25 protein-coding genes and 1 pseudogene are annotated in these 25,849 nt (G+C 71.0%); 14 read left to right on the top strand and 12 right to left on the bottom strand.

Translation table 11 applies throughout. The features are described 5' to 3' along the window. Position 1: 1 nt before the first annotated feature. The 11 genes from ACIO5D_RS16575 (at position 2) to ACIO5D_RS16625 (ending at position 11,647) form a co-directional block, all read left to right on the top strand. Positions 2-1,918 carry a glycoside hydrolase family 15 protein gene (locus ACIO5D_RS16575; protein WP_400795810.1) on the top strand — a complete coding sequence of 639 codons (1,917 nt, stop codon included), beginning with the start codon at positions 2-4 and terminating at the stop codon, positions 1,916-1,918. Beyond that, positions 1,918-4,029, top strand: a complete 2,112-nt coding sequence (locus tag ACIO5D_RS16580; protein WP_400795812.1) for a hypothetical protein — start codon at positions 1,918-1,920, stop codon at positions 4,027-4,029. Before ACIO5D_RS16575 ends, ACIO5D_RS16580 begins: the two co-directional genes overlap by 1 nt. Positions 4,030-4,097: 68 nt before the next feature. After that, positions 4,098-4,340, top strand: coding sequence for a hypothetical protein (locus tag ACIO5D_RS16585; RefSeq protein ID WP_400795815.1), 243 nt, complete (start codon positions 4,098-4,100; stop codon positions 4,338-4,340). 146 nt (positions 4,341-4,486) lie between these two features. Then, positions 4,487-5,017, top strand: coding sequence for a response regulator transcription factor (locus ACIO5D_RS16590; RefSeq protein ID WP_400795818.1), 531 nt, complete (start codon positions 4,487-4,489; stop codon positions 5,015-5,017). 40 nt (positions 5,018-5,057) lie between these two features. Further along, a complete protein-coding gene (locus ACIO5D_RS16595) occupies positions 5,058-5,606 on the top strand; it encodes a hypothetical protein (protein ID WP_400795821.1) in 549 nt (182 codons plus the stop codon). 207 nt (positions 5,607-5,813) lie between these two features. Next, positions 5,814-6,587: a hypothetical protein gene (locus tag ACIO5D_RS16600; RefSeq protein ID WP_400795824.1), complete on the top strand. Its 774-nt coding sequence runs from the start codon at positions 5,814-5,816 to the stop codon at positions 6,585-6,587. Between the two features lie 97 nt (positions 6,588-6,684). Beyond that, entirely contained in the window at positions 6,685-7,668 is a 984-nt protein-coding gene (locus ACIO5D_RS16605) for a Scr1 family TA system antitoxin-like transcriptional regulator (RefSeq protein ID WP_400795827.1), read from the top strand. A 154-nt stretch (positions 7,669-7,822) separates the two neighbouring features. Beyond that, entirely contained in the window at positions 7,823-9,370 is a 1,548-nt protein-coding gene (locus tag ACIO5D_RS16610; RefSeq protein ID WP_400795830.1) for a hypothetical protein, read from the top strand. A 42-nt stretch (positions 9,371-9,412) separates the two neighbouring features. Then, positions 9,413-10,441, top strand: a complete 1,029-nt coding sequence (locus tag ACIO5D_RS16615) for an asparaginase (protein WP_400795833.1) — start codon at positions 9,413-9,415, stop codon at positions 10,439-10,441. Then, the gene (locus tag ACIO5D_RS16620; RefSeq protein WP_400795836.1) at positions 10,441-10,920 is read left to right on the top strand and encodes a PPC domain-containing DNA-binding protein; all 480 of its coding nucleotides are present in this window, start codon (positions 10,441-10,443) and stop codon (positions 10,918-10,920) included. Before ACIO5D_RS16615 ends, ACIO5D_RS16620 begins: the two co-directional genes overlap by 1 nt. A gap of 208 nt (positions 10,921-11,128) precedes the next feature. Then, positions 11,129-11,647, top strand: coding sequence for an NUDIX hydrolase (locus ACIO5D_RS16625; protein ID WP_400795839.1), 519 nt, complete (start codon positions 11,129-11,131; stop codon positions 11,645-11,647). Positions 11,648-11,833: 186 nt separating this feature from the next. Here the strand turns inward: ACIO5D_RS16625 and ACIO5D_RS16630 are convergent, their stop codons facing one another. After that, the gene (locus tag ACIO5D_RS16630) at positions 11,834-12,958 is read right to left on the bottom strand and encodes a phosphotransferase enzyme family protein (protein WP_400795842.1); all 1,125 of its coding nucleotides are present in this window, start codon (positions 12,956-12,958) and stop codon (positions 11,834-11,836) included. A gap of 674 nt (positions 12,959-13,632) precedes the next feature. Between ACIO5D_RS16630 and ACIO5D_RS16635 the strand changes: the two genes are divergently transcribed. After that, on the top strand, positions 13,633-14,022 hold the full coding sequence (locus ACIO5D_RS16635) for a hypothetical protein (protein WP_400795845.1): 390 nt from the start codon (positions 13,633-13,635) through the stop codon (positions 14,020-14,022). A gap of 75 nt (positions 14,023-14,097) precedes the next feature. On the opposite strand, the gene ACIO5D_RS16640 is transcribed toward ACIO5D_RS16635, so the two are convergent. The 8 genes from ACIO5D_RS16640 to ACIO5D_RS16675 form a co-directional block, all read right to left on the bottom strand. After that, positions 14,098-15,099 (bottom strand): thioesterase domain-containing protein, encoded by a 1,002-nt coding sequence (locus ACIO5D_RS16640; protein ID WP_400795847.1) that lies wholly within the window; start codon positions 15,097-15,099, stop codon positions 14,098-14,100. Between the two features lie 40 nt (positions 15,100-15,139). After that, positions 15,140-16,084, bottom strand: a complete 945-nt coding sequence (locus ACIO5D_RS16645; protein ID WP_400795850.1) for a beta-ketoacyl synthase N-terminal-like domain-containing protein — start codon at positions 16,082-16,084, stop codon at positions 15,140-15,142. A 20-nt stretch (positions 16,085-16,104) separates the two neighbouring features. Further along, complete coding sequence (locus ACIO5D_RS16650; RefSeq protein ID WP_400795853.1) at positions 16,105-17,241, bottom strand: beta-ketoacyl synthase N-terminal-like domain-containing protein; 1,137 nt, start codon at positions 17,239-17,241, stop codon at positions 16,105-16,107. Beyond that, positions 17,238-19,022, bottom strand: coding sequence for an AMP-binding protein (locus ACIO5D_RS16655; protein ID WP_400795855.1), 1,785 nt, complete (start codon positions 19,020-19,022; stop codon positions 17,238-17,240). The genes ACIO5D_RS16650 and ACIO5D_RS16655 overlap by 4 nt, the downstream gene beginning before the upstream one ends. 163 nt (positions 19,023-19,185) lie before the next feature. Continuing rightward, the gene (locus ACIO5D_RS16660; RefSeq protein ID WP_400795858.1) at positions 19,186-19,962 is read right to left on the bottom strand and encodes a nucleoside 2-deoxyribosyltransferase; all 777 of its coding nucleotides are present in this window, start codon (positions 19,960-19,962) and stop codon (positions 19,186-19,188) included. Between the two features lie 100 nt (positions 19,963-20,062). Next, positions 20,063-20,773, bottom strand: a complete 711-nt coding sequence (locus tag ACIO5D_RS16665; RefSeq protein ID WP_400795861.1) for a uracil-DNA glycosylase family protein — start codon at positions 20,771-20,773, stop codon at positions 20,063-20,065. Between the two features lie 119 nt (positions 20,774-20,892). Continuing rightward, positions 20,893-22,158 carry a methyltransferase domain-containing protein gene (locus ACIO5D_RS16670; protein WP_400795864.1) on the bottom strand — a complete coding sequence of 422 codons (1,266 nt, stop codon included), beginning with the start codon at positions 22,156-22,158 and terminating at the stop codon, positions 20,893-20,895. A 6-nt stretch (positions 22,159-22,164) separates the two neighbouring features. After that, a complete protein-coding gene (locus tag ACIO5D_RS16675; RefSeq protein ID WP_400795867.1) occupies positions 22,165-23,187 on the bottom strand; it encodes an aldo/keto reductase in 1,023 nt (340 codons plus the stop codon). Between the two features lie 373 nt (positions 23,188-23,560). Here ACIO5D_RS16675 and ACIO5D_RS16680 point away from each other — a divergent pair. Together ACIO5D_RS16680 and ACIO5D_RS16685 are read left to right on the top strand one after the other, a co-directional pair. Then, positions 23,561-24,375, top strand: a pseudogene (locus ACIO5D_RS16680) (TauD/TfdA dioxygenase family protein). Next, positions 24,273-24,755, top strand: coding sequence for a protein-L-isoaspartate O-methyltransferase (locus ACIO5D_RS16685; protein WP_400795869.1), 483 nt, complete (start codon positions 24,273-24,275; stop codon positions 24,753-24,755). The pseudogene ACIO5D_RS16680 and the gene ACIO5D_RS16685 overlap by 103 nt, the downstream one beginning before the upstream one ends. 106 nt (positions 24,756-24,861) lie before the next feature. Here the strand turns inward: ACIO5D_RS16685 and ACIO5D_RS16690 are convergent, their stop codons facing one another. From ACIO5D_RS16690 to ACIO5D_RS16700, 3 genes are all read right to left on the bottom strand, one after another. Further along, the gene (locus ACIO5D_RS16690; RefSeq protein WP_400795872.1) at positions 24,862-25,239 is read right to left on the bottom strand and encodes a hypothetical protein; all 378 of its coding nucleotides are present in this window, start codon (positions 25,237-25,239) and stop codon (positions 24,862-24,864) included. A 138-nt stretch (positions 25,240-25,377) separates the two neighbouring features. After that, complete coding sequence (locus ACIO5D_RS16695; RefSeq protein ID WP_400795874.1) at positions 25,378-25,539, bottom strand: hypothetical protein; 162 nt, start codon at positions 25,537-25,539, stop codon at positions 25,378-25,380. A 72-nt stretch (positions 25,540-25,611) separates the two neighbouring features. Further along, positions 25,612-25,767, bottom strand: coding sequence for a hypothetical protein (locus tag ACIO5D_RS16700; protein ID WP_400795876.1), 156 nt, complete (start codon positions 25,765-25,767; stop codon positions 25,612-25,614). Positions 25,768-25,849 lie beyond the last annotated feature (82 nt).

Below are 25,849 nucleotides of genomic sequence, written 5' to 3' on the forward strand. Positions count from 1 at the left end.
CATGCCCCGCACCGCCCCGCCCGCCCGGATCGAGGACCACGCCCTCATCGGCAACACCGCCAGCGCCGCCCTGATCCGCACCGACGGCACCATCACCTGGGCGTGCCTGCCCCGCTTCGACGCCCCGGCCGTGTTCGCCGGCCTGCTCGGCACCGCCGGCCACGGCTTCTGGCAGGTGGCGCCCGCCGTCTACGACGGCACAACGCCGCCCCCGGCCACCCGCCGCCGCTACCGCGGCAACTCCCTGATCCTGGAACAGGAATGGGACACCCCCACCGGCAGTGTGCGGGTCACCGACTTCATGCCCGCCCCGGACGCCACCGACCGGGCCCCGGCCCAGATCATCCGCGTCGTCGAAGGCCTCACCGGGCAGGTCCGCGTCGCCTCCGACTTCCGGCCCCGGCCCGGCTACGGCAGCACCACCCCCCGGATCCGGCGCACCGGACAGCACGACCGGGCCCGGCTCAGCGCCACCGCCGGCCCCGACGCGTACTGCCTCGGCGGACTGCGGCACAGCCCCGGCCGCCAGGGCACCAGCCGCGCGGACTTCGCCGTCACCGCCGGCCAGAACGTGGTGCTCTCCCTGACCTGGCACCCCTCACGCATGCCCGCCCCCCAACTCCCCGACGGCCTCGCCGCCCTGGCCGACACCCAGGCGTACTGGGACACCTGGTCCAGCCGCTCCACCTACCAGGGCCCGGACCGCAGCGCGGTCCTGCGCGCGGCGATCACCCTCAAGGGCCTGTGCCACATGGACGGCGGCATTGTCGCCGCCCCCACCACCTCCCTGCCCGAGGACATCGGCGGCGAACGGAACTGGGACTACCGCTACACCTGGCTGCGCGACGCCGCGCTGACCGTCGCCACCCTGGTGAAACTCGGCTTCCCCGACGAGGCCCGCGCCTGGCGCGACTGGCTCACCTCCACCATCGACCCCGCCGACCTGCGGATCATGTACGGGCTCGGCGGTGAACTCGACCTCGCCGAGCGGGTTCTGGAGCATCTGCCCGGCTACGAGGGCTCACGCCCCGTACGCGTCGGCAACGGGGCGGCCGGCCAGCTCCAGCTCGACGTCTACGGCGAGGTCGCCCACGCGCTCCTCGCCGCCGAGGACGCCGGCCTCACCCCCGACCGGGACTGCGACGAACGGCTGCTGGCCATGGCCGGCCAGCTGGAACAGCAGTGGCGCGAGCCGGACGAGGGAATCTGGGAAGTACGCGGCCCGCGCCGCCACTTCACCCACTCCAGGGTGATGGTCTGGGTCTTCTTCGACCGGCTCATCACGATGCTGGACCGCCGCCCGTCCACCACCAGGAAGACGCTCAGCCGGCTGCGCGAGCTGCGCGAGACCATCCACCAGGACGTCTGCGAGAAGGGCTACGACCCGGAGCGGGGAACCTTCACCCAGTACTACGGCGGCCGGGAGCTGGACGCGGCCCTCCTGCTCATCCCCCGGGTGGGCTTCCTGCCCGCGGACGACAAGCGTGTCATCGGCACCATCGAGGCCGTCCAGCGCGAACTGTCCACCGTCGACGGCTTCGTGCTCCGCTACCCGACGCACGACGAGAACGGCGCCAACGTCGACGGCCTCACCGGCCACGAAGGCGCCTTCCTCGCCTGCTCGTTCTGGCTGGCCGACGCCCTCGCCATGATCGGCCGGGCCCCGGAGGCCCGCGAACTGTTCGACAAGCTCCTCGCGCTGCGCAACGACGTCGGGCTGCTCGCCGAGGAGTGGGACCCGCGCGAGAAGCGCCAGGTCGGCAACTTCCCTCAGGCGTTCAGCATGTGGGCCCTGGCCGACACCGCCGTGGACCTGGCCGCCCACGGCACCGTGTCCACGCCGCTGCCCCGCCAGCGCACCGCCGCCGACGGCACGCACACCGGCCTGGGCGCACGCGCCGGAGCGCTGGGGGCGTAGTGGGCGACGGGGTCCACAACAGTGTGAGCGGCGGCGAGTCCGGGACCGTCGTCCAGGCCGGCCAGGTCCACGGCGATGTCCACGTCCACGCCCCGGCGCCGCCCGCGCGGCCGGTGCCGCGTCAGCTCCGCCCGGTGCCCGCGACGTTCACCGACCGCGAGGCGGCGCTCCAGGCGCTGGACGCCCTGCTCGACGGGCCACCGGGTGAGACGGCGCCCGTCGTGATGATCAGCGGAACGGACGGCGTCGGCAAGCGCACCGTCGCCGCCAAATGGGCACACCGCAACGTCGGCCGCTACCCCGACGGGCAGCTCGTCGTGCGGCTGCGGGCCGGTGCGCCCGGCGGGGCGGCGCCGGTCGCGGAAGCCGCACGGTCGCTGCTGCGGTCGCTCGGACTCGGCGACGACAGTGCCGCTCTGCCGTGGGCGGAGGAGGAACTGCTGGGCCTGTGGCGGTCGGTGGCGGCGACGCGGCGGCTCCTGGTGGTGCTGGAGGACGCCGCCGACGCCGGGCAGGTCCTGCCCCTGGTGCCGGCCGCCGCCGGCTGCCTGCTGGTGGTGACCAGCCGGGAGCCTCTGACCCCGCTGTTCGCCCACGGCGCCGCCCACCAGCGGCTCGGCCCGCTGCCGGCCGTCCACGGTGTCCAGCTGCTCGCCCGGATCATCGGCCAGGACCGCACCCGGCGCGATCCCGGCGCCGCGGCGGCGCTCGTCGAGGCGTGCGGCGGCCTGCCGCTGGCCATCAGTCTCGCCGCCGCCGACCTCGTCCTCCAGCCGGACCGCTCCCTGCCCCGCTCCCGTCCCCTTCCCCCCGCCCCGAGCCGATCGGACGACCCCGTGCACCTCGCCGCCGCTGCCGCCTACGCCCGCCTCCCGGAAGACAGCGCCCGCTTCCTGCGGCTCCTCGGATTCGTGCCCGCCCCGGACCTCGACGTCGCGGCCGGCGCCGCCGCCACCGGCACCACCCGCCAGCAGGCCCAGTACCACCTGCGGGAGCTCGCCGCCCGCAGCCTGCTCGACACCGCCGGCCGCGCCCCGGTACGCGGCGACCTCTACACCATGCGCCACCCCGTCCGCACCCACGTGACCGGAACCAGCACCACCACCGCCGCCCAGGACGCCGCCCACGCCGTCACCGGCTACCTGGACCACCTCGTGGCGACCGCCCGCGCCACCGCCCAGCTGCTCACCCCCCACCACCGCGTCCTGCCCCGCACCTACGGCCGGCCCTCCGAACCCGTCCGCTTCACCACCCGGCGCGAGGCACTCGACTGGCTGGAGGCCATCGCCCCGGCAGTGCCGCCCGCCCTGGCCGCCGGGGCCGCCCTCGGCCTCCACCAGATGGTGTGTGTCCTGGCCAGCGACCTGTGGCCGCTCCTGCACTACCACCGCGACAGCGACCTGTGGATCTCCGTCTACGAGACCGGTCTGCGCTCCGCCACCGTCTGGGGCGACCGGATGGCGATCCGCGAGATGTCCTCCAGCCTCGCCCTGGGCCTGGTGGCGGCCGAACGCCACGAGGAAGCCGTCGCCCACTACCGCCGCGCGGCCGACATCGCCAGCGCGGACAACGACCCCGGCGGGATCGCCCAGTACAGCTCCGGGACCGGCGCCGCCCTCCACGACGCCGAACGGTACGCCGAGGCCGACTCCTTCCTCGCCTACGCCATCACCCTCTACCGCGAACTCGGCGACCACCGCGGCGCCGGCCTCGCCGGGATCCTGCTGGGCTCCGCCACCGCCCGCCAGGGCAACACCACCCTCGGCGTGGCCCTGCTCCATCAGGCCCGCACCGACCTCACCGCCCTCCAGCCGCCCGACCCGCTCAACTCGGCCCGCTCGCTGGCCTACCTCGGCGAAGCACACTCCCTCGACGGCCGGCACGACCTCGCCGTCACCACGCTCACGCAGGCCCGCCACGCGTTCGCCGCCATCGGCCACCGCCACTGGCAGGCCCGCACCACCGAATTCCTCGGCCAGGACGCCGAACGCTCCGGCCTGCCGGACGCCGCGACCGCCTGGTACACCGCCAGCCTCACCCAGTACCAGGCCCTGCGCAGCAGCCGCGACACCAACCGCCTCGAACACCACCTCCGACGGGTACAACCGTGAACCGCAGCACCCAGCGGGCACGCGCCCCACCGTGGAAACGCCGACCCGGTCAAGCCGACGGCGCTCCTATGACCAACCGCAAATCCGTCAGAGAAAGAAACCCAATGCTTCGTCGTACCATCGCGGCCGCAGCCGTAACCGCTGCCATCGCATCCGTAGCCGTGCTCGCCTCCTCCTCCGCCTCCGCCGCGACCGGCGAGCTGCCGATCTGGGCTGCACCGTCGTCCACGGAAATCCCGATCTGGACCGCTCCGTCGACCGGCGAGCTGCCGATCTGGACCGCTCCGACGTCCACGGAAATCCCGGTCTGACCGGCGGCTAGCCGCTAACTGGCTGGTCTGACCAGCGCCGTGGTCGCGCGGCAGCGGCCCTGCCGCGCGACCACGGCGTCCGGCCGTCGGCTCCGCGTGTACGGTCCACGGCCGATCTGCCCATCACGTCTTCCTGGGAGGAAGCCTTGTACCGTTCCCCCGCGCGGCCCCCCTTTGTCGAGGGCCGACCGTGCACCACATGCGGCACCCGCCTCGTCCTGACCGCCCGCGAGTCAGACGTGCTCGATCTGATCGCTCTCGGCAAGACGAACGATCAGATCGCCGACGCCCATAAAGCGTCCCTGCACGCGGCACGCACCTGGGTCGACAACATCCTCGACGCCCTCCACGCCACCGGACGGGTCCAGGCCGTCGACACCGCCTGCCGGGTGGGGCTCCTCAACCCGCCGGCGACCCTTCGCTCGTCGGACGAGGAACCCAAGGTGCCCGAGCTGGAACTGGAGGCCTTCCGACTCAAGGCAGTCGGACGCTCCAAAAAGAGGATCGCACAGGAACTCAGCCTCAGCCCCCACACCGTCAAATCCCGTCTCCACCGCCTCTACAAACGGCTCGGAGCCGACGGCGCCGCCCACGCCGCCCTCATCCTGCACGGACTCAAACTGCTCCCCAGCAGCCACCCCTGCCACACCAGCGAAACCACCGGAGCCGCCAGGTGATCTCCCCCACCGGCACCGCAACCCACCCCGCACGCCGACCATGCGGGCCGACTTCGTCGAGGACTGGGGAGTGGTGATGGATCCGATCTCGGCGGCCGCGCTGGCTGCTCTGGCAGGGGGCATCGGCGGCGAAGCCGGCCGACAGGCGTGGACCGCGCTGAGCGCGCTGATCCACCGCCCGGTCCGGCGCGGCGAGGCCAACGGTGAGCCCGATACGCTCGTGGTGAGTCCCGGTGAGGCTGAACTCGCGGCGCTGGCACAGGAACCCGACACGTTGGAGCGAGCCCAGCGGTTGAGCACGGCTCTTGCTGTGCGCGCTGCGCTCGACACTGATTTCCGCCTCGCCCTGGAGAGCTGGTGGCAGCAGGCGCAGTCGGTACGCACGAGTGAAGGTACGGTGACGAACCAGATCTGCGGGGGCGCGCAGTACGGCCCCGTCGTCCAGGGCAGAGACTTCTCCAGCCTCACCATCACCGCCCATAGCTCGGCCGGGCCGCGTGCGGCACCCGCCGACACACACGGACCGTCGCGCCCCGCCCCGGATGGGGCGGGGCCTTCCGACACGGGTTATGGCTCGCAAGGAGACTGAACCGGCTCGCGCCCCCAGCGAGGCGACATGGGCAGGGCGCCCCCGCCCCTGGGCCGAGCACCGCATCGGCCTCGTCTTCGTAACCTGGCCTGTCGCCCCCGCCCTTGTCCGCTACGGCGTCCACGTCAGCACGGCCGGCGAGCCAGCGTCCGGCCACCGGCCGGTCTACGTCGACATCGACCCCAGCAAGAACCCCAAGGAGGCAACGTGAGGGAGTTCATGACCGCCGCTCGCCGCTGGGGCCGCGCGGGCGAGCCGGACGAGGACTGGGTGCGCCCGCACGTCCTGTGGCTGCCGCAGGACCAGCCGCAGGTCCTGGCTTACTTCGCTCGGCTGGGCGAGATCACCTCCCGATACCCGGGCGTGATCGCCCCGATCGCCTCCGATGACCTGCACATGACGATCCAAAAGATCGAGCCCACGGTCGCCGACGGCAGCCGGGTGGCCGGCTCGATGCTCAAGACGGCTGCTGTCACGGTCCAGAACGAACTGGCCGAGCTGGAACCGTTCACCATCGAGATCGGCCCGGCCCGGCCCCGCATCACCGCGGACCTTCCCGCCCACCTGCACGAGCCGGCCATGCTCACCGCCGCCCTCTTCGCCACCCACCAGCGGACCAGCGGCTCCGCACTCCGGTACGGACACACCCCACTGCCCCGCCTGGCCCGCGCGATCGGCTCCGGCCGGGCATACGCACCCGCCCGCCGCACGCGCCACCGCCTGACCCGCCTGATGAGCCGGACGACCCGCGGCAAGTGGGGGAAGGTCCGAGCCCCCGGCGACGTCGCCGCGCCGCTGCTCAGCCTGGAACGCGCCGGCTCCCACCCTGGTGACGTCGCCGCCTGGACGGCCGACGGGCACACCCCGCCCGCCGGTCGGCAGCTCCCCTCTGCAGACCGGGCCCCGGCCGTGATCGAGTACGGCGGTGTGGTCCGTGTCCCCCGCACCGGCACCGCCGCGCACGAGAGCCGCCGGCCGTGAGGCGCACCGGCCGCAGACCGGCCCACCACACGCCCACCACCCACCTCCTCAGCCCCAAGCGCCGCCGAGGCGGCCCTGAGCACACACCGGGCACACCATGATCAATTTCCTTCCCTCCGGCGAGACGCCCCTGGCGGACCGCATCCTCGGCGAACACCTACGGCACCTGCTTGAATGCCAGGACGACACCGTCACCGCCGTCGCCGAGCGCCTCCCCGCCCACCTCCGGCCCGCACCCGAGACCCTCACCGCGGTGGAAGCCGGACGCCACCCCCTGCTGCGCAGCGCGGTGCTGGCGGGCGAAGGCCTGACGCTGGCCCGCGCCTACGGCGCCGGCCAGCACGCCGCCGACGACTGGCAAGACTGCGTCCTGGGCCACCAACGACACCTCATGGCCGGCTTCACGCGCCACTGCTACATCGACTCCGGCTTCGGATGGCCGCACCGGTACCAGCTGATCGAGGAGCGCGCCGACAGCATCCTGATCGCCAGCAGCCACCAGATTCCGCCGGTGCCGCTGCGCACCGCCGACTTGGAGGAAGCCGTGTGGCAGAGCAGGCCCGGCACCACGGCACGTCACCACCGTGAGCACGCGTCACTGGGCGCCCTACCGGGCACCGGATGCCGGCTGTGCCAGCCGTACTGCGGCAACCTGCTGGCGGACTGGTCCGCCGTCGAAGCCTGGCAGCGCGAGGCTCACCGGGTCCGCACGGCCGCCTTCGCCGCACGGCTCCGGGCTCCGGGCGCACCGAGCACCGTCGTCCTCCTGGACGAGACGCTGCTCCACCGCCGGTTCGGCGGCACCCAGCTCCACGCCGGGCAGATGGAACACCTCGTTCACCTTGCCGAGGAGACGGCACTGGAGATCCGCGTCGTCCCGATGTCCGCCTGCCTCCCGATCGACACGGAACGAATCCAGCTCGACCTTCCCGAAGGGCCCCTCACCGCCCACGTCAACGGGATGGAAGCCTTCTACGAGGACCTCGTGGACCCGAGGCTGGCCGATCTGCGAAGCCACGCACTTGAGCCCAAGACGAGCCTCGACATGATCCGGCGCGCAGCCGATGGCACGCCGTGGTAGCCCCCGACGCGCCCCAGGGCCACGCGCGCAAGGACGCGATCCCCGCGGCGGACGCGACAACCGGCCTGCCCGCGCCGAACAGGCGTCCGTCACGCACAGACAGTCCGGGAGCCTCATTGGAAGCTTCCGGAACCACCTTCACAACGGATTAGGTATGGACGACATGACTCACCCGGAGGAGCCACGGGAGTCACGGGCCCGGACCGTCGTGCCGCTCCTGTACCACCTGCTGGACGCTCCAGAGCTCAACTGCGCTTCACCTAACAAGTTCCGGGTCCTCTGGCCGATCATGGCCGAAGACGCCGCGAAAGCGTTACAAGAGCCGCGACTCGCTAGGGTCCGGCCCTCCCCGGCTACCTACAAACGGTGGCTGGCCGGCACCCACATCCCCCGCGGAGACCTGCGCACCATCCTCGAGGCCTATTTCGGCAAGAAGGTCGAGGCCCTCTTCCAGCTCGTCCCCGCACGCGACGTCGTCCGCCCCCGCCCCCTGGACCGAAGGACGCGCACCGCGGTACGAACCCTGGACTACACCTGGCCCACGTCCCGGCACGTCCCCGGCGAACCGGACGCTGGCGTCTTCGGCAGCTGGGAGCTCGCCGGCGGACGGCACTTCGACGGCACCTCGATCGGTGTGCAGATCTATGAAGCTGAGCCCCGCGGCGACCTCATGGAGATCAGCTCCGCAGACCTCCCCCACCTGGAGACCTTCGTCCGCTCCTCGCGCAGGGGCGTGATTCTGGCCTCCCCCGGTGCCGCCGGCGGGTCCGGCCTGTACGTGATGGACGCCGCGCTCGCCCGCCAGAACCTCTGTGCGGGCCAGGGCCCGCGCGTACCGCTCGCCTACCAGCTGGACGACCTGGTCTACGCCATCATCTGGGCGCTGTACGTCATGGACGACGGCCTGCTGGCGGACGACAGTCCGCTCTCCGACCGTGCCGAGCAACTTCGGCACTACGTCAGGATCAGCAACTCGGCGCCCCCGCGATCCGAGATGCCCGACCTCTCCCCCATCGGCGCCGCATGGCTGGGCTCCAGTCTCTGCGCCCAGTACATCGTCCGCCATCTCCGTGACCTTCCCGAGGCGCCGGCGTTCTGGACCCGCGAAGCCACCGGGGAGGAATGCGCACCATGGTTGCTCTTCAGGCACAAACACGACTACTTGCAGAACGTCGCCGATCGCTTCTCGGGACCAGGAAGCGCGCTCGGTCGCGCGTTTTGCGTCCCAGAGTCCGCCGTGCGCTCAAGTGAGAGTTATGAGCGGATTCTCCTGTTTCTCACGATCGCCATGATGGAGATGTACGGGGTCAAAGTGTGGCTGACCACCGAGCAGGAGTACCAAGAGGTCGAGGGGTTCGTCCTGGCACTCAACCAGGCCATCCTGGCGAACTGGGTGCGCGAGGAATCCGTCTGGCGGGTCGCCACCACCAGCGCGCGACGGGAGGTGGCTCCCTACCAGGAGGTGATCGGCCACGTGCGGGCCCACAGTCTGGTCGACGGGCCGACGCCGACGGCCCGGCTGCAGGCCCTGGCCGACTACCTCGAGCTGGACTGGAACTGGCTGACCGGCCGGAGCCACGGCCTCGCCGAGGAGGGGCTCACCAGCATGCTGCGCCCCCGCAGCCGCCTTCTCACGCTCAAGGCACTCGACCAGACGCTTCGCTTCATCGGCAGCCTGGGCAGCCAAAATGACGGCGGATAAGCTCAACTCGCCCTGCTCCAACCGCGATCCGAGGAATGTGCGTTGACGAAGCCAAGCCCCCCTTCTCCCAAGGTGCTCGCGATCAGCCTCGGCGGCACCATCACAATGACCCCCACCACCCCGGAGGGCGCGGCGCACCCCACGCTGAGTGCGGAGGACCTGCTCGCGGCCGTGCCGCAGCTGGCCGGCATCGGCATCGTCGTCAAGACGCAGTCCTTCACGACCAAGCCGGGCGCCTCCCTGGCCTTCGACGAGATCGAGGACCTCGCCGGCCAGCTGCAGGCCCTGGACAGTGAGAGCACCTTCGACGGCTTCGTAGTGGCCCAGAGGACCGACACCCTGGAGGAGACGTCCTACCTGCTGAGCCTGCTGTACGCGGGCGAGACGCCTCTGGTCATCACGGGCGCGATGCGCGCCCCCTACCTGGCCGGGGCCGACGGACCGGCCAACCTGCTCGCCTCCGTCACCGTCGCGGCCAGCCCCCAGGCCCGCGGCCTGGGCGTCCTGGTCGTCTTCAACGACCAGGTCTTCGACGCCACGCGGGTCCGCAAAACCCACAGCACCAGCACGAACGCGTTCACCGCACCCGACACCGGCCCCCTGGGCACCGTGGCCGAAGGCCGCCTGCGGCTCCTGGCGATCCCCGCGCACAAGCCCCTCCCGCTGGCCGCGGCGATGACCCGCCCGGCGCGCGTCGGCTTGTACACCGCGTCCCTCGGTGACGACGGCACGCTGCTGGCGCCGCTCCTCGAACAGGTCGACGGCATGGTCATCGCCGGCTTCGGAGTCGGTCACGTGCCCGCCGCCTGGGTGCCCGTCCTCCAGGAGGCCGGTCAGCGGATCCCGGTCGTCCTCGCCTCCCGCGCCGAGGGCGGCACCACCCTCACACGCGCGTACGGATTCCCCGGCTCGGAGAAGGACCTGCTGGACCGGGGCCTGATCGGGGCCGGGCACCTCGACCCGTACAAGGCCCGTCTTCTGCTGACGGTCCTGCTGCGCAGCGGCGCCCACCGCGACGCGATCCTCGCCACCTTCGCTCCCGCCGGGACGACCGCGGAGGGACGTGGCTGATGCGGCACGCAGAACTGACGATGGGGCGCAGCTTCGTGCTGGCTTTCGATGACGGCGACGACTTCGTCGCGGGGCTGACCGGCTTCTGCGCGGAGATGGGGATCCGGCAGGCGATCATCCCGATGTTCCTCGGCGGGTTCCGGCAGGTGAGTCTGGTGGGGATGAACGGCCCGCTGGAGGACCCGGAGGCTCCTGTGTGGGAGGAGACGGTCCTGCACACGGTGGAGGCCGTCGGCTCCGCCACCCTCGCCTGGAGCCCGGAGAACGACGCCCTCGCCCCGCACATCCATGTCGCGGTCGGACGCAAGAACCTCGCCGCCGCGGGGAGCACGTCTCATCTGCTGCGGGCCGAGGTGCAGTTCATCCAGGAGGTGTTCCTTCAGGAGGTCGTCTCCCCCCAGATGCTGCGACCGCTGTGCGGACCACACGCCGTCCCGACCCTGTCCTTCGCCCTGCTCCCCGAGGCCGACACCCTGTGACCCCCGCTCCGCACCGAGCTCGGCGTGACGGCCTCGGCGCCGGTTCCCGCGCCTCCCCGGCGAGCCGGGCCGGGGCGGTCGGGCCAGCATGGCCTCGCCAGGTGAGGAGTGGTCCACGTACGAGGTGCTCTGGCCCTGGCAGGATTTCCGTGAAGCAGGGCGTGCCACCGTATGCCGGTGACGTTCAGGCCCCACGAGGAGCGAGACCATGAAGACCTGCGACAACACCTCGGTCGGCATCGTCATCACCGATCACCAGGGCCGTTTCCTGATGTTCGACCGCGCCACCTTCCCGCCCGGCACGGCACCAACCGTCGGCCACATCGACGACCACGGGACCGCTGAGGACGCGGGCCGCGCCGAGGTCGAGGAAGAACTCGGCCTCACCGTCACCGGCCTCACCCACGTCGGAGGCTGTTGGCGGGGCAACCGATGCCGCCGCCTCCCCGGCGCACGCGGCACCGGCCACGACTGGACCATCTACCAGGCCACCGTCACCGGCGACCTCACCCCGAGCGCCCGCGAGACGAAGAACGTCCGCTGGATCACGCCCGACGCCCTACAGGAGCTGGCAGACCGGACGGTCGCCTACGCCAAGGGACGCGTGACGGACGCCGAGTTCGAGGCTGCGCCCGGCATCGAGCCGGTGTGGGTACAGTGGCTCGCCGACATCGCCGCGATCCACGTCGGTCCCGACGAGCTGCTTCAGGTGGAGCGGCTCATCTGATGATCACCGCCCCGCCCTCCTGACCCACTGCGGTCGCCTCCACTCCACCTCCACTCACTCTCCGGGCGCGGCGGCCGCGCCGTCGGCCGGCCCTGAGTGCCCTGCTGCTACAGCAGGCCCGGGCAGTCGAGTGCGCTGTCCGGGCCCGCGGGTTGCGCGAGTACGCCGGCCATGAGGGTCATGGACTCAGCGAAGAGCATCGCGCAGGGCCGCCTCCAGGACAGGCAGCTGCTCCAGCAGCGTCAGAGCGGCCTCGTGCCGTGCCCGCGCGTAGGACTCGAGTGCGGCATCGACGAGGTGGGGTCGTTCCACGGGTGCCGACAGCGGAAAGGTCGAGCAGAGCATGGCTGCACAGCCGACGCGAAGCGAGGACAGGAGGTCGTCTGCGGGCGCCGTGGGGTTGGCGTCTCGATAGGCAAGGGCGAGGTCGGCGTATCCCTGGAGCCACCTCTCGACGCCGTTGGACTGGAAGCTCTTGGGGTCACAGCCAAGGCGCATGATTTCCCAGGCGAGGTACCCGGGTGTGGGTGGTCCGAAGTCCACGATCGCGGCGACGTCGTCGGTCTTCAGCAGGACGTTGGGGCCGGCCAGGTCGCCGTGCATGACCTGGACCGTCAGCGGTGGAAGTGAAGCGAGGATGCGCTCGACGTCCCCCAGGACGGCGTGTCGCTCACACGCCGCCCGCAGAGCCCAAGTCTCGAACTCCCCCTGCCTGGGCCTGTGCTGGTACGCGAGAATCAGCCTGTCGAGGCGGTCACGTGCGGCGGTAACGTCGCACACCGCGGCACCAGGTTCCAGGGTGGGTGCGGCGGCGGGGTGAGTGGCGAGTCGGCTGTGGAGACGACCCATCGCTGCGCCGACCGCTGCCCAGCGTGCACCAGTCAGGGTGCCCTCGGCAGTCTCGGTGTGCGGCACGTACGACCACAGGGACATCGGCAGGCGGCCGTGGGTCGCGATCAGTTCGTGCTGGCGCGTGCGGGTCGCCCGCGCGGTGGCGACGCCCCCGTCGGCGGCGTACTCGGACAGCTCGACTGACGCCAGATCCAGATCCAAGCTACTTCGAGTGCGATAGACCTTGACGAAGTGCCGACGGCCCGTCTGGTCGACGATGGCGTAGTTGTCCGTCGCGGTGCCCTCCGGGATCCGCGTGATTTCTGCCGGGTGCAGTCCGTAAGCGAGCACCAGCGTGTCGGCGACCGCCATGATCTGCTCCTGCGCGCCGGGTGTGGAAGGCGCGGCGACAGTCTCGGTGGGGCTGCCGAGGCCGGGCTGGTGAGATGCGGTGGACATGGTCTCCTCGTCGAAGCGCACAGCGCTCGTGGTCAGTGAGCGGGCGGCAGGTGGTCGGGTCGATCAGGGCGCGGGCACGGGGTGCCGGTGAGGCGTTCGGCCCGGCGGGCGATGTACGGGGTGAGCGTTGGGAGAACTGGGCCGGCTCCCGTTCGGCTACGACGTTGGACTTCTGGGGGCCTACTCCCTGACTGCGCCCGCGACTGCTGCCCGCATCTACCACGAGTTCAGGCACATCCTCGACACGGCGGCCGGGCCGGGCCAGGGAACTGGCCCGGCCCGCAGTTGCAGGCATGCAGCAGAGGTGATCGCCAGCGGACAACCCTCCGTCAATGCGGTCATCTGATTGCGTTTCCCTCGTTCGGGTGGTGCCAGTGCCCGAGCCCGACCCGGCACCGCCACCAGCTGCCGGCAGGGGACCGGCGGGCCAAGCCGACACCGCGGCGCATTGCCGCGTGAATCGGCTGATCAAGGCGGTGAACGCGGTGAGCGACGCCGGCTCTTCGTGGCGAGGGTGACCAGTGCGGCATCGCACTGGCGGGGCGTAGGGCCGGCCGGCGGGCGACGCGGCACCAGCCAGGGATCGCATAGAGTGCGGGCGCGTGGGCGTGCACGTGGTTCGCCGTAAGGTGATCTTGGACGCCTTCGTTCGCATCTCCGCAGGCATCCCTCGGGCAGCACCACCAGGAGGAACAGTGTCATCCCCGCAAGTGATCACCCCCGCGGACCGGCTCGCCGAGGCGAAGAAGCAGCTGAACTTCCCGCGTATCGTCGCGATCTGCGGCTCCACCCGCTTCATGGCCGAGATGGCCGAGGCCGATCTGCGGGAGACCAAGGCCGGGAGGATTGTCGTCAAGCCGGGCTGCGACCTGAAGTCGCCGCACGAGCTCTGGTCCAATCCTGTCGAGGCCGAGGCGCTGAAGATTCGACTCGACGAGCTGCACCGGTCGAAGATCCTTCTCGCTGATGAGGTGCTCGTGGTCGGCGACTACATCGGAGACAGCACCCGAGCCGAGATCGTCTACGCCCGGTCGTTGGGCAGGCCCGTGCGGTTCACGCATCCCGAGGTCGACCCCGACGCCTGAGGGCCCACCCCCACACCATCCGCAGGCGCTCTTGGAATAGATCATCTAGCGGGTGGCGTGGTGGTGGGAGCGAGCTCAAGCAGCGGCGGAACGCATCGCGGCCGTGATGGCGGCCGCGAGTGGCCGCCGGTGGTTCATCACGTAGAAGTGGTCGCCCTCGTACCTTTCGAGTCCGCGGAAGTGCGTGGTGACCGCTTGCCAGGCGAGTAGGCGGTCCTCGCCGATCAGCTTGTCGCGGCGGCCCCCGAATACCGAGAGCGGAACGGGCAGCGGTTCGGGGTCGCGAGGAGGAGCCCAGGTGTCCATGAGTTTGAAGTCGTTACGGAACACCGGGGCGAACGTGCGCCAGACGGCGTCGTTGTCGAGGAGCTGCGGGGGGCTGCCGCCCACGTTCCGCAGCCAGCCGCGCAGTTCGTCGTCGGACATCAGGTGAGGGCGGCCGTCGGCGCCGGCCTCGCCTCGCGGGGCGCCGTAGGCGGACACACCCAGCCAGGCCGGGAGCTGGGCCCCCTCGTGGTGAAGTCGGCGGGTCAGCTGGTAGGCGATGGGGGCGCCCATGCTGTGGCCGAAGAACCCGAAGGGTCGGTCGAGCAAGGGAACGAGAGCGGTGTGGAAGAAGTCGACCAGCCGGTCGCAGTCGTCGATCAGCGGCAAGGTCTGCAACTGGCCTCGGCCGGGGGCCTCCAGGAGGCAGAGCTCCCAGTCCTTCGGGAAGTGCTCCGCCCAGCCCCGGTAGAGCAGGTGTGAGCCGCCGGCGTGGTGGAACAGGAACAGGCGTGCCGCTGGGTCGCTCAGCGGCCTGGCGCGGATGACCGGGCCAACAGGCGTCTCGCCGACGAGCTTCGAGATGACGAAGGCGTGCAGCTCGGCGAGGGTCTTGGCACCGCTGATGACCACGGTGTTCTCCGGGACGCCGAACGCAGTCTCCACGCGGGTCGAGATCTCGAGCGTCAGCAGCGAGTCGATGTCGAGTTCGTCGGTGAGGTGCGCCTCGTCGGTGACCTCCTCGGGTTCGATCTCCAGTACGCCAGCTATCAGCGCGCGGAGATCCTCGATGTTCACGGACGCAGTGGTCATGGGGGTTCCCTCGTTCCTGCGTGGATGGACGAGTGGTCGGTCAAGGGGTCAGCAGCAGAGCGGATGCCGCGTCGTGGCGAGGGCCCCCAGCCGTGGCGAGCACGTTCCCGGTGGCGTCGCTCTCCAGATGGGCAGCCGCCGCCGCGCACTGCAGGACGCCCAATGCCCCGGACAGTGGGCCCAGCTGGGCTTCCAGGTCGATCCGGCGCGTGGCCGCGAGAAACTGGCCCGCCCCGGCACCCGCCTCGTCCACGAGCCACAGTCCGACGGACTCCTCCTCCGTCACACCGGCGGAGGTCAGCGCCGCGGCGAGATCCCGGGCCCGTGCGTACCCGGCAATCACGGCGCGCGGCCGTGCGCCACGGGACGCGGCCGCAGTCGCTGGTTCGAGGACGATCGCGACCGCCGCGTCGGTGGACTGCTCGCCGAGCAGCTTCGTCGCCACGTCGTTGGCCGGTTCGACGCCGAGGACGACGGCTGCTTCGGCGCGCCCGGCCACGATGAGGTTGCGGGCCCAGGCGAGGGCGTCCAGACCGCTGGTGACGCCGTTGCAGACGGTGAGGTTGGGGCCGCGCAGCCCGTAGCGGATGGCCACCCAGCCGGCGATGACGTTGCTGGATGTCTGAGGCAGGCCCAAGGGGCTGAGGCCCCTGACGCCTTCCCTGGCGATGGTGTCGGTGGCTTCGCAGACGCTGTCCGCGTTGCCCAGGTTGGTGCTGACCACGACGGCGGTCGAGTCGACCACGCCCGTGAACGTGGCGTGGGCGTCGGTCAGGCCCGCGTCGTGGAGGGCGGACTCGGCAGCCCTCAGGGCGAGCCGGGACGCGCGGTCCTTGTGGCGCATCTCGCGTCCGCTGAGCCCGGCTGCCGGGTCGAAGCCGCCCTCGCCGGGCAGCGGTCCGAGGAGGTCGCCGTACGTCGCGACACCGGGCAGCGCCAGTCCGATGCCCGTGACGACGACCTCCCGGGCGCTCGGGTTACTCATCCGTGCGGTACTCGTCCCGCTCATCCGGCTGCCTCCACGATCGCGACGGCGTTGATCCCCCCGAAGCCGAACGCGTCGATCTGAGCGATGGCCAGGTCGACGGATGCGGGAACGCCCTGCACCAGGCCCAGTCCCGCGGCCTCGGGGATCGGGGCGAGGAGTCCCAGGACCGGGGGTACCGTCCCTGCCTTCATAGCGAGCACCGCCATCACGAGGCTGAGCAGTCCCGAACCGCCCAGGGTGTGGCCGGTCATCGCCTTGATAGCGGTCATCCGCGGACCCGCACCCGCGCCGGTAAAGATCCGGCGAAGGACGCTCGCCTCCGTCGTGTCGTTGCGGGGGGTGCCGCTGCCGTGCAGCATCACCAGGTCGATGTCGCTCGCCCGCACCCCGGCTCTGCTGTGGGCGTCGAGTACCGCGCGGGTGATGCCGTCGGGGTCGGGCGCGGTGGCGTGGTGGGCGTCGCAGCCCATGGACACCCCGCGCACCCGGGCGTGCACGGGCCCGCTCCCGGTGCCGGCGCGCTGGACGACGACGGCCGCCGCGCCCTCCCCCATCAGCATGCCCTTGTGGGTCGCGTCGAAAGGGCGCAGCGCGTCGGGGAGGTCGTTCTGCACCCGGTCGAGCGTGCCGAAGCCGCTCTCGGTGGCGGCGTCGGTGCCCGCGACGACGACCGTGTCGGCCAGGCCGGCCTCGATCATGTCGGTGGCCATGCCGAGCGCGTACAGCGACGCGGAGCAGGCGTTGGCGAAGGTGTATGTAGTGCACGCCCCGAAGGCCGCCTTCAGCGCGGTGCCGAAGTGCAGGTCGGCGAGAGCGATATCCGCGCCGTCGCGCCACCACAGTTCGAGGCTGCGCTGCTCGCGCATGGTCGTGCCGACCAGCACGGGCACCTGGGCCAGGTCCTCGCCCAGGCCGGCGTCGGCGGCCGCCTGGCGCACGACGGTGGTCAGCCAGCGGGTGGCGCGCCGCGGCAGGTCGCCGCCACCCTCGGGCCGGTCGTCGATCTCGTAGGCGTAGGCCGCCCGGTACTTGTCCAGGTCGAACGCCATCAGGGGCCTGCGGCTCTCCTGGCCCGCGCACAGCGCGGTGAAGATCTCCTGGGGGCTGGCTCCGATGTTGGCGACGGCGGCCATGCCCGTGATGTCCCAGGTCACGGTCGGGCTGCCGCCTTCCTCAGCTCGAAGGCGGCCACCTTGCCGGTCGACGTGGTCGGGAGCTCGTCGAGGAACTCCAGACGGGCGGGCCGCTTGAAGGCGGCGAGACTGCCACGGATCGCGGCGGTCACCGCGCGCCGCACCACGGCCTCGTCGGATCCTGGCCGGGCCACCAGGTACGCCACGGCCTGCTCCAGGCCGTCGGCGTCGCGGCTGCCGACCACCACGCAGTCCTGGACCCCGTCGACACCGCGGACGACGCTCTCGATCTCACTCGGCACGACCTTGTAGCCGCCCAGGTTGAGCACGTCATCGGCGCGGCACAGATGGGTGAACGTGCCGTCCGGCGCACGGCGCACCACGTCGCCGGTGTAGGCGCCACCGTCGGCGAAGGTGACCGCCGCTGCCTCCGGCCGGCCGATGTAGCCCAGCGCGACGGTCGGACCGGCGATGTGCAGCCGACCCTGCTCCCCGTCGGCGACGGGCGTGCCGTCGGCCGTGCGGACGGTCGCGGTGATCCCGGGCACCGGGACCCCGAAGGTCCCCGGCCGGCCCTCCTCCGGCGGGGTGCCGACGACGATGTAGAGGACCTCGGTCGCGCCGAGGCCGTTGAGCAGCTCGGCGTGGAAGGCGGCGCGGATCCGCTCGCCGAGCGGACCGGGCAGGTTCTCGCCCGCCGCCACGCACAGCCGCACGGAGTCGACGCTGCCGGGGGCGAGCTCCGTTGCGGAGGCGTTCAGCAGTGCCGCGTACAGCCGCGGGACGGAGAACAGCACGGTAGGCCGGTGGTGCTGCAGCGCGGCGGCAAGGGAGTGGACGTCGACGGTGCCGCTGATGAGCGCGACGCGGGCGCCGGCCGCCAGGGGGCACAGGACGGAGCTGCCGAAGCCGTAGCCGAAGGACATGCGGGCGCTGGACAGCACGGTGTCGTCAGGCGTCAGTGCCAGGACCGTGCCGACGCCGTCGGCCATGGCCGCGATCGCGCCCGCCGAGTGCCGCACCCCCTTGGGCATACCGGTGCTGCCGGAGGTGTACTGCATGAGCGCCTCGCTCCCCGCACTCCACTCGGTCGGCGGCCCGGCCGCTTCGGGGTGGTACGCGGGGCTGGCCGAGGCAGTCGTCAGGCCGGCGCGGACGTCGGCGCCGACGAAGCGGGTGGTCGGGGTGAACAGTTCCTCCAGGGCGCGCTGGCGCGCGGGCGCTGCGTCCAGGTGCACCATCGCGGCGGCGCAGTCGGCGGCGATGTAGCGGACTTCGTCGTCCCTGAGCACCGGGCTGACCACGACGGGGATGCAGCCGTGCCACCACAGGCCGAGGACGGCGACCACGGTCGCCGCGGAGTCGTCGGCGACCAGGAGGCCGCGGGCGCCTTCAGGTACTCCTGCGGCCCGCAGGGCGCCCGCGTACCCCCGGGCCGCCTCCAGGAGGCCCGCGTAGGTGATCTCCCCGGCCTGGGGGTCGAGGTAGCTGGCTCGGTCGCCCCGGCCGGCGGAGACATGGCGCGCCACCAGGCGGTCGATCAGGTCGATCCGCTGGAGGCTCCTCACCCGCTCGCCGAGCACGGCCACCGCGGCGTCCAGGCTGGTGAAGGCTGCCGCTTCCTGCGCGGACAGGGCTCCGAAATCGCGCTCGACCGCGACCACGACCTCGGTCTTCTCCAAGGAGCTCATGCCGAGTTCCTCGTAGAACTGGGCACCAGGCTCGATGGCGTCCTTGTCCACCTCAAGGACAGACGCCACGATCTCTCGCAGCCTGTCGCGCGCTATGTCAATGTGTTCCACCGGCGGGAGTCCTTTCCGTATCTTCGTAGCCGAGAAGCGGGGTCGGGCTGGGCAGAGAGGACGAGCAGGCGACCTGCTTCCGGGGACTGCACCGTTCACCGCGACACGATCCGGGCGTGGATTCGGGAACGGGGCGGGTGCGGCGGTCCTCAGCGGGTCGGGCTCAGGCGCCCAGGCCCACCTCGCAGGGGAAGGACACCGACACGCCCTGGGGCTCCTCCGTGAAGATGACCCTCTTGCCGAGCGCGGACATGAAGCCGAGCTCGAAGACAGTGCCGCTTCCGACGCGACCGCCCGGGTTGCACACGACGATGGCGTCGGCCTGCCGAAACGCGTCCATGTGCACGTACTTGTGCCGCCAGGTGTCGCGGTGGTTCTTCAGCAGGTCCTGGTAGTCGAAGAGGATGAAGTCGGTGCCCTCGGTCTCCGGCTTGATCCTGGTGCTGCGGGGGCTGAGCACCTCGGTGCCGGTTTCGCGCAGCCGGGCGATGGTGCCCTCGATGTCCCCCAGCGACTGCTGGAAGCTGCCGCAGACGACGGCCGTCCGGAACTCGCCCCGGACCAGGCCGTCCAGCATGTCGGTCGACCCGCAGGCGGCCAGGGCCGTGTCCAGGTAGAACCGCTCCAGCTCGGGCCCGACGATGTTGAAGTACAGGCTCGTGTCGACGTAGACGCTGTTGACCAGCGCGGCCGCTTCCGGCTGCGGGAGCTGCTGGAAGACCCCGGTGGCGTGCAGTCGCGTGGTCTTGTTGTCGATGGCCTCGGCGTACTCCTTGAGCCCGGCGCAGAACTCGCCGACGTGCTCCGCCAGGGCCTCGCCGGCGAGGCCGGCTCCGAACGGAAGCCGTTCCCTCGTGAGCAGCTGCAGCTCGCCGTCCCGGGAGCGGTGGACGCTGACGTGTTGCGGGCCGAAGTGGACCAGGATCCTGCCGTCTGACACCACGGTGCTGTTCTCCTTCTTCTCGATCCGTCGCGTTGGGAGCCCTCGGCCGGGGAGCCGGCCGAGGGTGGCACTACGTTGGGCGCCGCTGCTAGTCGCCTTATCCGCGCAGAGCGCTGAGGTACTTCTCGGCGAATTCTTCTTTTCTGCCGCCGTTGTATTGCGCGATGAACCGCGGGTGCTCCAAGGGCACGATCTTCTTGAAGTACCCCTGGGTGTCGTTTAGCGCCGAGAGGAATTTGAAGTTCTCGCTGCTGCCGATGCAGTAGCACACCGAGGTGTCGGTCCCGAATGTCAGCTGGCGCTCCAGGGTGTCCACAAGGAAGGCTCGCAGGGACTCCGCCAGCTTCTTGTTCTCGTAGTAGTTGCAGTTGACCTCCCTGCCCTGGGGGTTCGTTCTCACTAGGCCGAGCGGGCACACGAAGCTCATGACGAAGTCGGCGTAGAACCGTGTCCGGCCCCCGTAGCGCGCGATGACGTCGTGCAGGAACCCGGCGGAGGGCCGGCTCACCGCGTAGCCGTCGGCGATGTCGATTCCCGTGTCGCTTTCCAGGAGCTTCGCGTCTTCGAACGGGACCCCGGTCACGGCCGTGCCCCGCCGGGCGGGCGAGCTGCCTAGGACCAGCCGGCGGGGCCTGTCGTCGTCGTAGTACCTGCGGTAGAACGCGGTCGTCACCTCGCGGACGCGCTCCTTCTGGGGGCCGCTGAAAGGGTTGACGACCCTGAACCCGGGGGGCGGTTCGAGCGTCGTGCCCGCGAGTCCCTCGTTGAACTGCAGGATGCGGTCGGCGACCGTCGTTGGCTCGTTCATTGCAGAAGCCCTTCCTTCACGCTGCCCCTCCGGGCCGTCCGGCCGCCCCTGCCCTTCGCCGTCCTTCCCGCGGAACCGACGGGACGTCGAGACCGTGGCCGGCCGGGCGGGTGGGAGCGTCAGACGGTGACCGCCGACAGGTAGATCTCGGTACTTGTGGGGAGCATTCGAACGTCTTTGAATCCGGCGCACTCGAGGTCCGCGCCGATCAGGTTCGCCGTTTCCATTCCCCGGTAGAGGTCGACGAATTCAGTTCCGGGAATGATCAGCCCCGGCACGACGCAGCCCCGCTGAGTATACAGAAAACCGTTGGCCACGGAGACGATAATTACCGCACCGGGCTTCAGTACCCTGTGCGCTTCCCGGGCCGCTGCGGACGTGTCGAAGAATGACGAGTTGTACGTCCTCAAGGACACATAGAGATCGAAACTGTCGTCCGCCAGGGCGGACAGATCCTCAGCGCTGGAGACGACGGTTCTCGCGCGGGAAATGCGTCCGCTTATGTTTGCGAGGCCGCTTTCCGCGATGTCGGCGAAGGTGATTTGAGGGCAGTCGGAGAACAGGGCCGTGGCCTCGTGGCCGGCGCCGACGCCGACGTTGAGGACGCTGACGGCGGACAGAGGCCTTGTGGAGGTCCTCCCGTACACCGACATGAAGTCGTCGGCCCACCCCGCGTTGGCGGTGCGGGCGTCGAACGCGTAGTCGTAGGTGCCGTACTTCGCGTCGAACGCGGCGGCCAGTGCATCGCCCACGGCGCGATCCGCCTCCGTGTACTCCGCTCCGTACCGTTGGGAGATGAGAGAGGCGAGCGCCGTCCGTCCCCGGTGTGCGTTGACGTCGTCCTTGGTCAGCGCGAACCCCATGGACACCAGCGTGGCGGTGACGGCTTCACTGATCCGGTGGGTGGAGTAGTGGGGGTTGCATTCGATGCTCTGCCCGCTCGCAGCATAGAGGGCTCGGTTCTGGTCCAGGATCTGGCGCTGGAGTTCGTCGGGGAAGCGCAGGACGTGGCCTCGCTCGGTGACGGGATCGCCGCTGAGGTAGCTCGTCAGCGCGGGGTCCGGCAGACCGATGTACACCCTGTCGATCCGCACGTCGTTCAGGAGCTCGGCCAGTTCGAACGCGCCGGCCTCCGACAGGGTGTTGATCGTCAGATAGATGCTGTGCGCGTTGGACACTCCGAGTTCTTGCACCTTGTGCCGCAGAATGCGGGACCAGGACGTGCCGGGCACTTCGCCTTCGAAGGCGGAGCAGATCAACCGGCCGTGTTCGGAGACGAGCGCGGCGCCGACCCGCCGGCCCGGCGGTGGAGTCTCTTGCGCGAGGCCGATGGCGTAAGTCATCCAGTAGGTGCTGTCTGGGTTCATGGGGTCTGCGGCGTGCACGGGGCGTCATCGCTCCTCGGGGACGTGGGTAGGCTGGCCGGCTCCGGGGGTGCACGGCACGGGCGCCGCCTCGCGACAGCGGGGTTGCTGGCCGACCTCCTCCAGCTCGGCCCGCATAGCCGCGTACGCGGAGTCGACGAACTCGTAGTCCGGTTCGCTCAGCTCGGTCTTGAGGCCCTGGTAGTTCAGGGCCACCTGCTGCGCACTGGTGAATCCGGTCAGGACGATCGAGTCCGGGCAGCGCCGGAGGCAGTACAGGAGGGCGACCCGGGCGAGGTCGTGCGGGGCGGATCCGAACCGGTCCCGCAGGGGCTGCAGGCCTCGCTGGACGGCGTCCAGGACCGGCGCGGTGAGGGGCGAGCGGACGTCCCCGGGGCCGAAAGCCGTGCCAGGACGGTGCTTGCCGGTGAGTAGGCCCAGCCCCAGAGGCCGGGTGATCATGGTGGCGGCGCCGTGGCGACGGGCGAAGCTGAAGATGTCCTCGTCATCTTCGCGGCCGCCGGCCCCGTGTTCGGGCGGTGGCTGGCTGAGGGGGCTGAAGGGGACGGTGATGACCTTGGGGTCGAACTGCTGGACGAGGAACGCGAACCGGGCCGTGGCCACCTGGTGGCGGTTGCCCGAGGTCCCGGCGCCTGCCCTCAGCCGTTTCGGCGCCCTCATTCCGAGCGCCTTGACCCTGCCGAGGTCACGCAGGGCCTCCAGCGTCTCCCGAGCTTCCGGGAGGTACTGATCGCGAGGGCCGAAGTCGGTGTGGTGCAGCGTCAGGACATCCAGCGATTCCACGCCGAGGTTCTCGAGGCTCTGCTCCACCTGCCCGTGCAGGGCCAGGGAGCGGTAGGCGTTGTCGCTGGTGCCCTTGAAGGCCCCGACCATGCTGGTGATGCGGACGCTTGCGCGGGGCACCTGGGCAAGCATGCGGCCCAACAGCCTCTGGGAGTGCCCGAGACCGTAGACGTCCGAGGTGTCGAAGACAGTCGCTCCCTCTTCGCGGGCGCGCAGGAGGGCATCGACCGCGCAGTCGTCGTCCACGGAGGCCCATCCTGCGACCAGGCGTCGCCGGGGCAAGTGTGAAGCGGTCACGACGGGGCTCGCTCTCATCGCGAAGGACAGGGCGCCGGCTCGGATCGCCGTGGTGCGGCACAGCGACGAGGCAGTGGGCCCGGGGAATCTGGAGAGAAGTGGGGCGGAGCACGGCTCTCGTCAGCCCCGCCCTCACCGTCACATTTGTCCGAACGGGAAGTCCAGCTGCCCACCGGCTCATATCGGGGGTCATCTCCAAGAAGAGACGACCCGCCTACAAGCAATTTGCCCGAATATGCCAGGATTTGAGGCTTCCTGCCGCGTGGTGGAAGGCGGAACTGAATGACCCTCGATATGAGCCCCCGCGCCTCTGGCCCGACCGATGGCGGCAGGGCGGGCTGGTGATTCGACGTGCCGGGGCGTCGCCCCTGTCCCCCGTTCACCCCTAGCCACCGGGGCTTCGGACATTAGGCACCCCGTGGTGACCCTGGTCTCCGAAGCTCCGGTTTCACTCCCCGAGGAACCTGTACCCGTGACTGCGACTGCGACCACCCTGCCGTACTCGGTCATCACCCCCGGCGAGGGTGGTGAGACGCGCTTCGCCGACGCCACCCGCGCCTACGCTGCCCTGCCGGCCGACCTCCGGGCACGGGTTGACGACCTGAGCGCCGTCCACTCCGTCCAGCACCTCGGCGCCCAGCAGGCCGAAGCCGCCGACGGCCGCTCCTCCACCCAGGCCAGCACCCTCGCACAACTGCCCGAGGTCATCCACCCGCTCGCCCCCGTCCACCCGGCCACCGGCGCCCGAGCGCTCCTGCTCGGCTCCATGGTCATCCCCCGATCGAGGGCCTGCCCGAGACCGAAGGCCGGATGCTGCTGGCCAACCTCCTCACCCACACCACCGGCCCCGACTGCCTCTACACCCACCGCTGGGAGCAGGGCGACCTGGTCGTCTGGGACAACCTCGCCGTCCTGCACACCGCCTTCCCTTCACGGACGAGCCCGAGCTGCAGCTCGGCTGCCGGCCGCCGGGCCCGCTCCTGGCCGGGGGCGAGTACGTTGGTGTCCCGACCGGGCAGAGCTCGGGCGCCGGCTTGCTGGCCGTCGCCCTCCAAGATGTCCGTCTCGGGCCGGGCGACCGGTTCGTGGAGCTCGGGGCGTGCACCGGCTACCTGTGCGCGGTCGCCGCCGAGCTGACGGGTCGGCAGGCGAACGGGGTGGAGATCGACCGGGAGCTGGCGCGCGATGCCGCGCCGCGCCTGGCAGCGATCGGCGCGGACGTGCATCTGGTGGTCCGCGACGGGCTGCGAGGACTGCCCGACGGCCCGTGGGATGCGATCGCCGCCTCGTTCGCAGTCCGGCGCATCCCCGCCGCCTGGCTGCACCGCCTCGCTCCGGGCGGGCGGCTGCGCACCACCATCACCACCGGTGCGCCAGGCTGGCACGCTACCGCTCTCGTCCACCGAGACGAGGCGGGGGCGTTGTCCGGGCGGCTCGCCGGGGAGCGGTGGGGGCATGTGCCGGACCGGGTCGGCGGGTGGATCCCGCTGCCGAACGCGCCGGTCGGCACCGGGTGAAGCCGTTCCGAGGTGCTGGTGCCGCCCGCACCGGCCGAGCGCGGCTTCTGGGTCGCGCTCGGCCACACCCTGCCAGGGGTGCGGACCAGCATGGCCGGGGACTCGTTCACAGCGCCATCCCGTCGCAGTCGACATAGCCGTCGGCCGAGCGGTGCGGTTCGATGCACCCGGCGTGCGTGTCTTCGTGGTCGTACTCGTCCTCGTCGTCCGGCCCGTCCTGCGAAGCCAGCTCGGCGCTCGCCTCCAGGTCGACCTCGCCGCGCCCGTGGTAGATGATCATGGTGTCGTCGGAGCAAGTCTCGGTGTACGTCGGCAGCGCGCCGTCGTCGTCCTCGTTGCCGGTGCCGTACGTCCGGCGTCCGCACGCGGGGCAGCGCCAGATGTCCTCACCGTCGACCGAGAACGGGAGAGTCGAGCCCGAGCACTCCGGGCAGTCGGGTGCGGCGTCGGCCACCGACTCGGCCGGGTCGGTCGCGTTGGTCATCCCAGCTCCCCGGTCAGCCGTTCCGCGGCGGCAGCCAGCTCGCCGTTCTCGGCGGCTTCCTCCGCCTCGGCACACTTCCAGACCGACCGTTCCGGTGTGGTCGATGGCGTCATTTCCGGTCCTCTCATGGGGAGTTGGTCAGAACTGGCGGCGCATCCAGGCCGGAAAGGCGTCCGCGTAGCCGCGGCGCAGGAGGCGTCCCAGCACCCGGCGCCACCCGGCGCCGGCCGCGTGGACGAAGGTGAGATCCGTCGTCCCGCAGTCGGCGCACGCGGGCTGCACCGGACGGCTGGTGCTCACGGCTGTTCCTGCGTGGTCTCGGGGAGCGGCTCCCACGTACCGGTCAGCCGGTCGAGGGCCGTCCAGGTGCCGTCAGCGGCCCGGGTGGCGTAGGCGTTGGTCTGGTTGCCACCGCGCTCCGTCCAGACGGTGACGCCGCCGGATGACCGTCCCGTCGGGCTTGGTTCTGGTGATGCTCTCGGTGGCGTAGAACACCTTCTTCGCGTTGCGCGGGATGCGGGTGATCACGGGTCAGCTCCGCGGGGTGCAGTCGGTGTCGAGTCGGGTGTCGAGGTGGGAGAGGTTGTTCTCCTCGTCGTCCTGGTCGGCG

This window comes from Kitasatospora sp. NPDC087315, from assembly GCF_044744345.1.
Lineage (GTDB): Bacteria > Actinomycetota > Actinomycetes > Streptomycetales > Streptomycetaceae > Kitasatospora.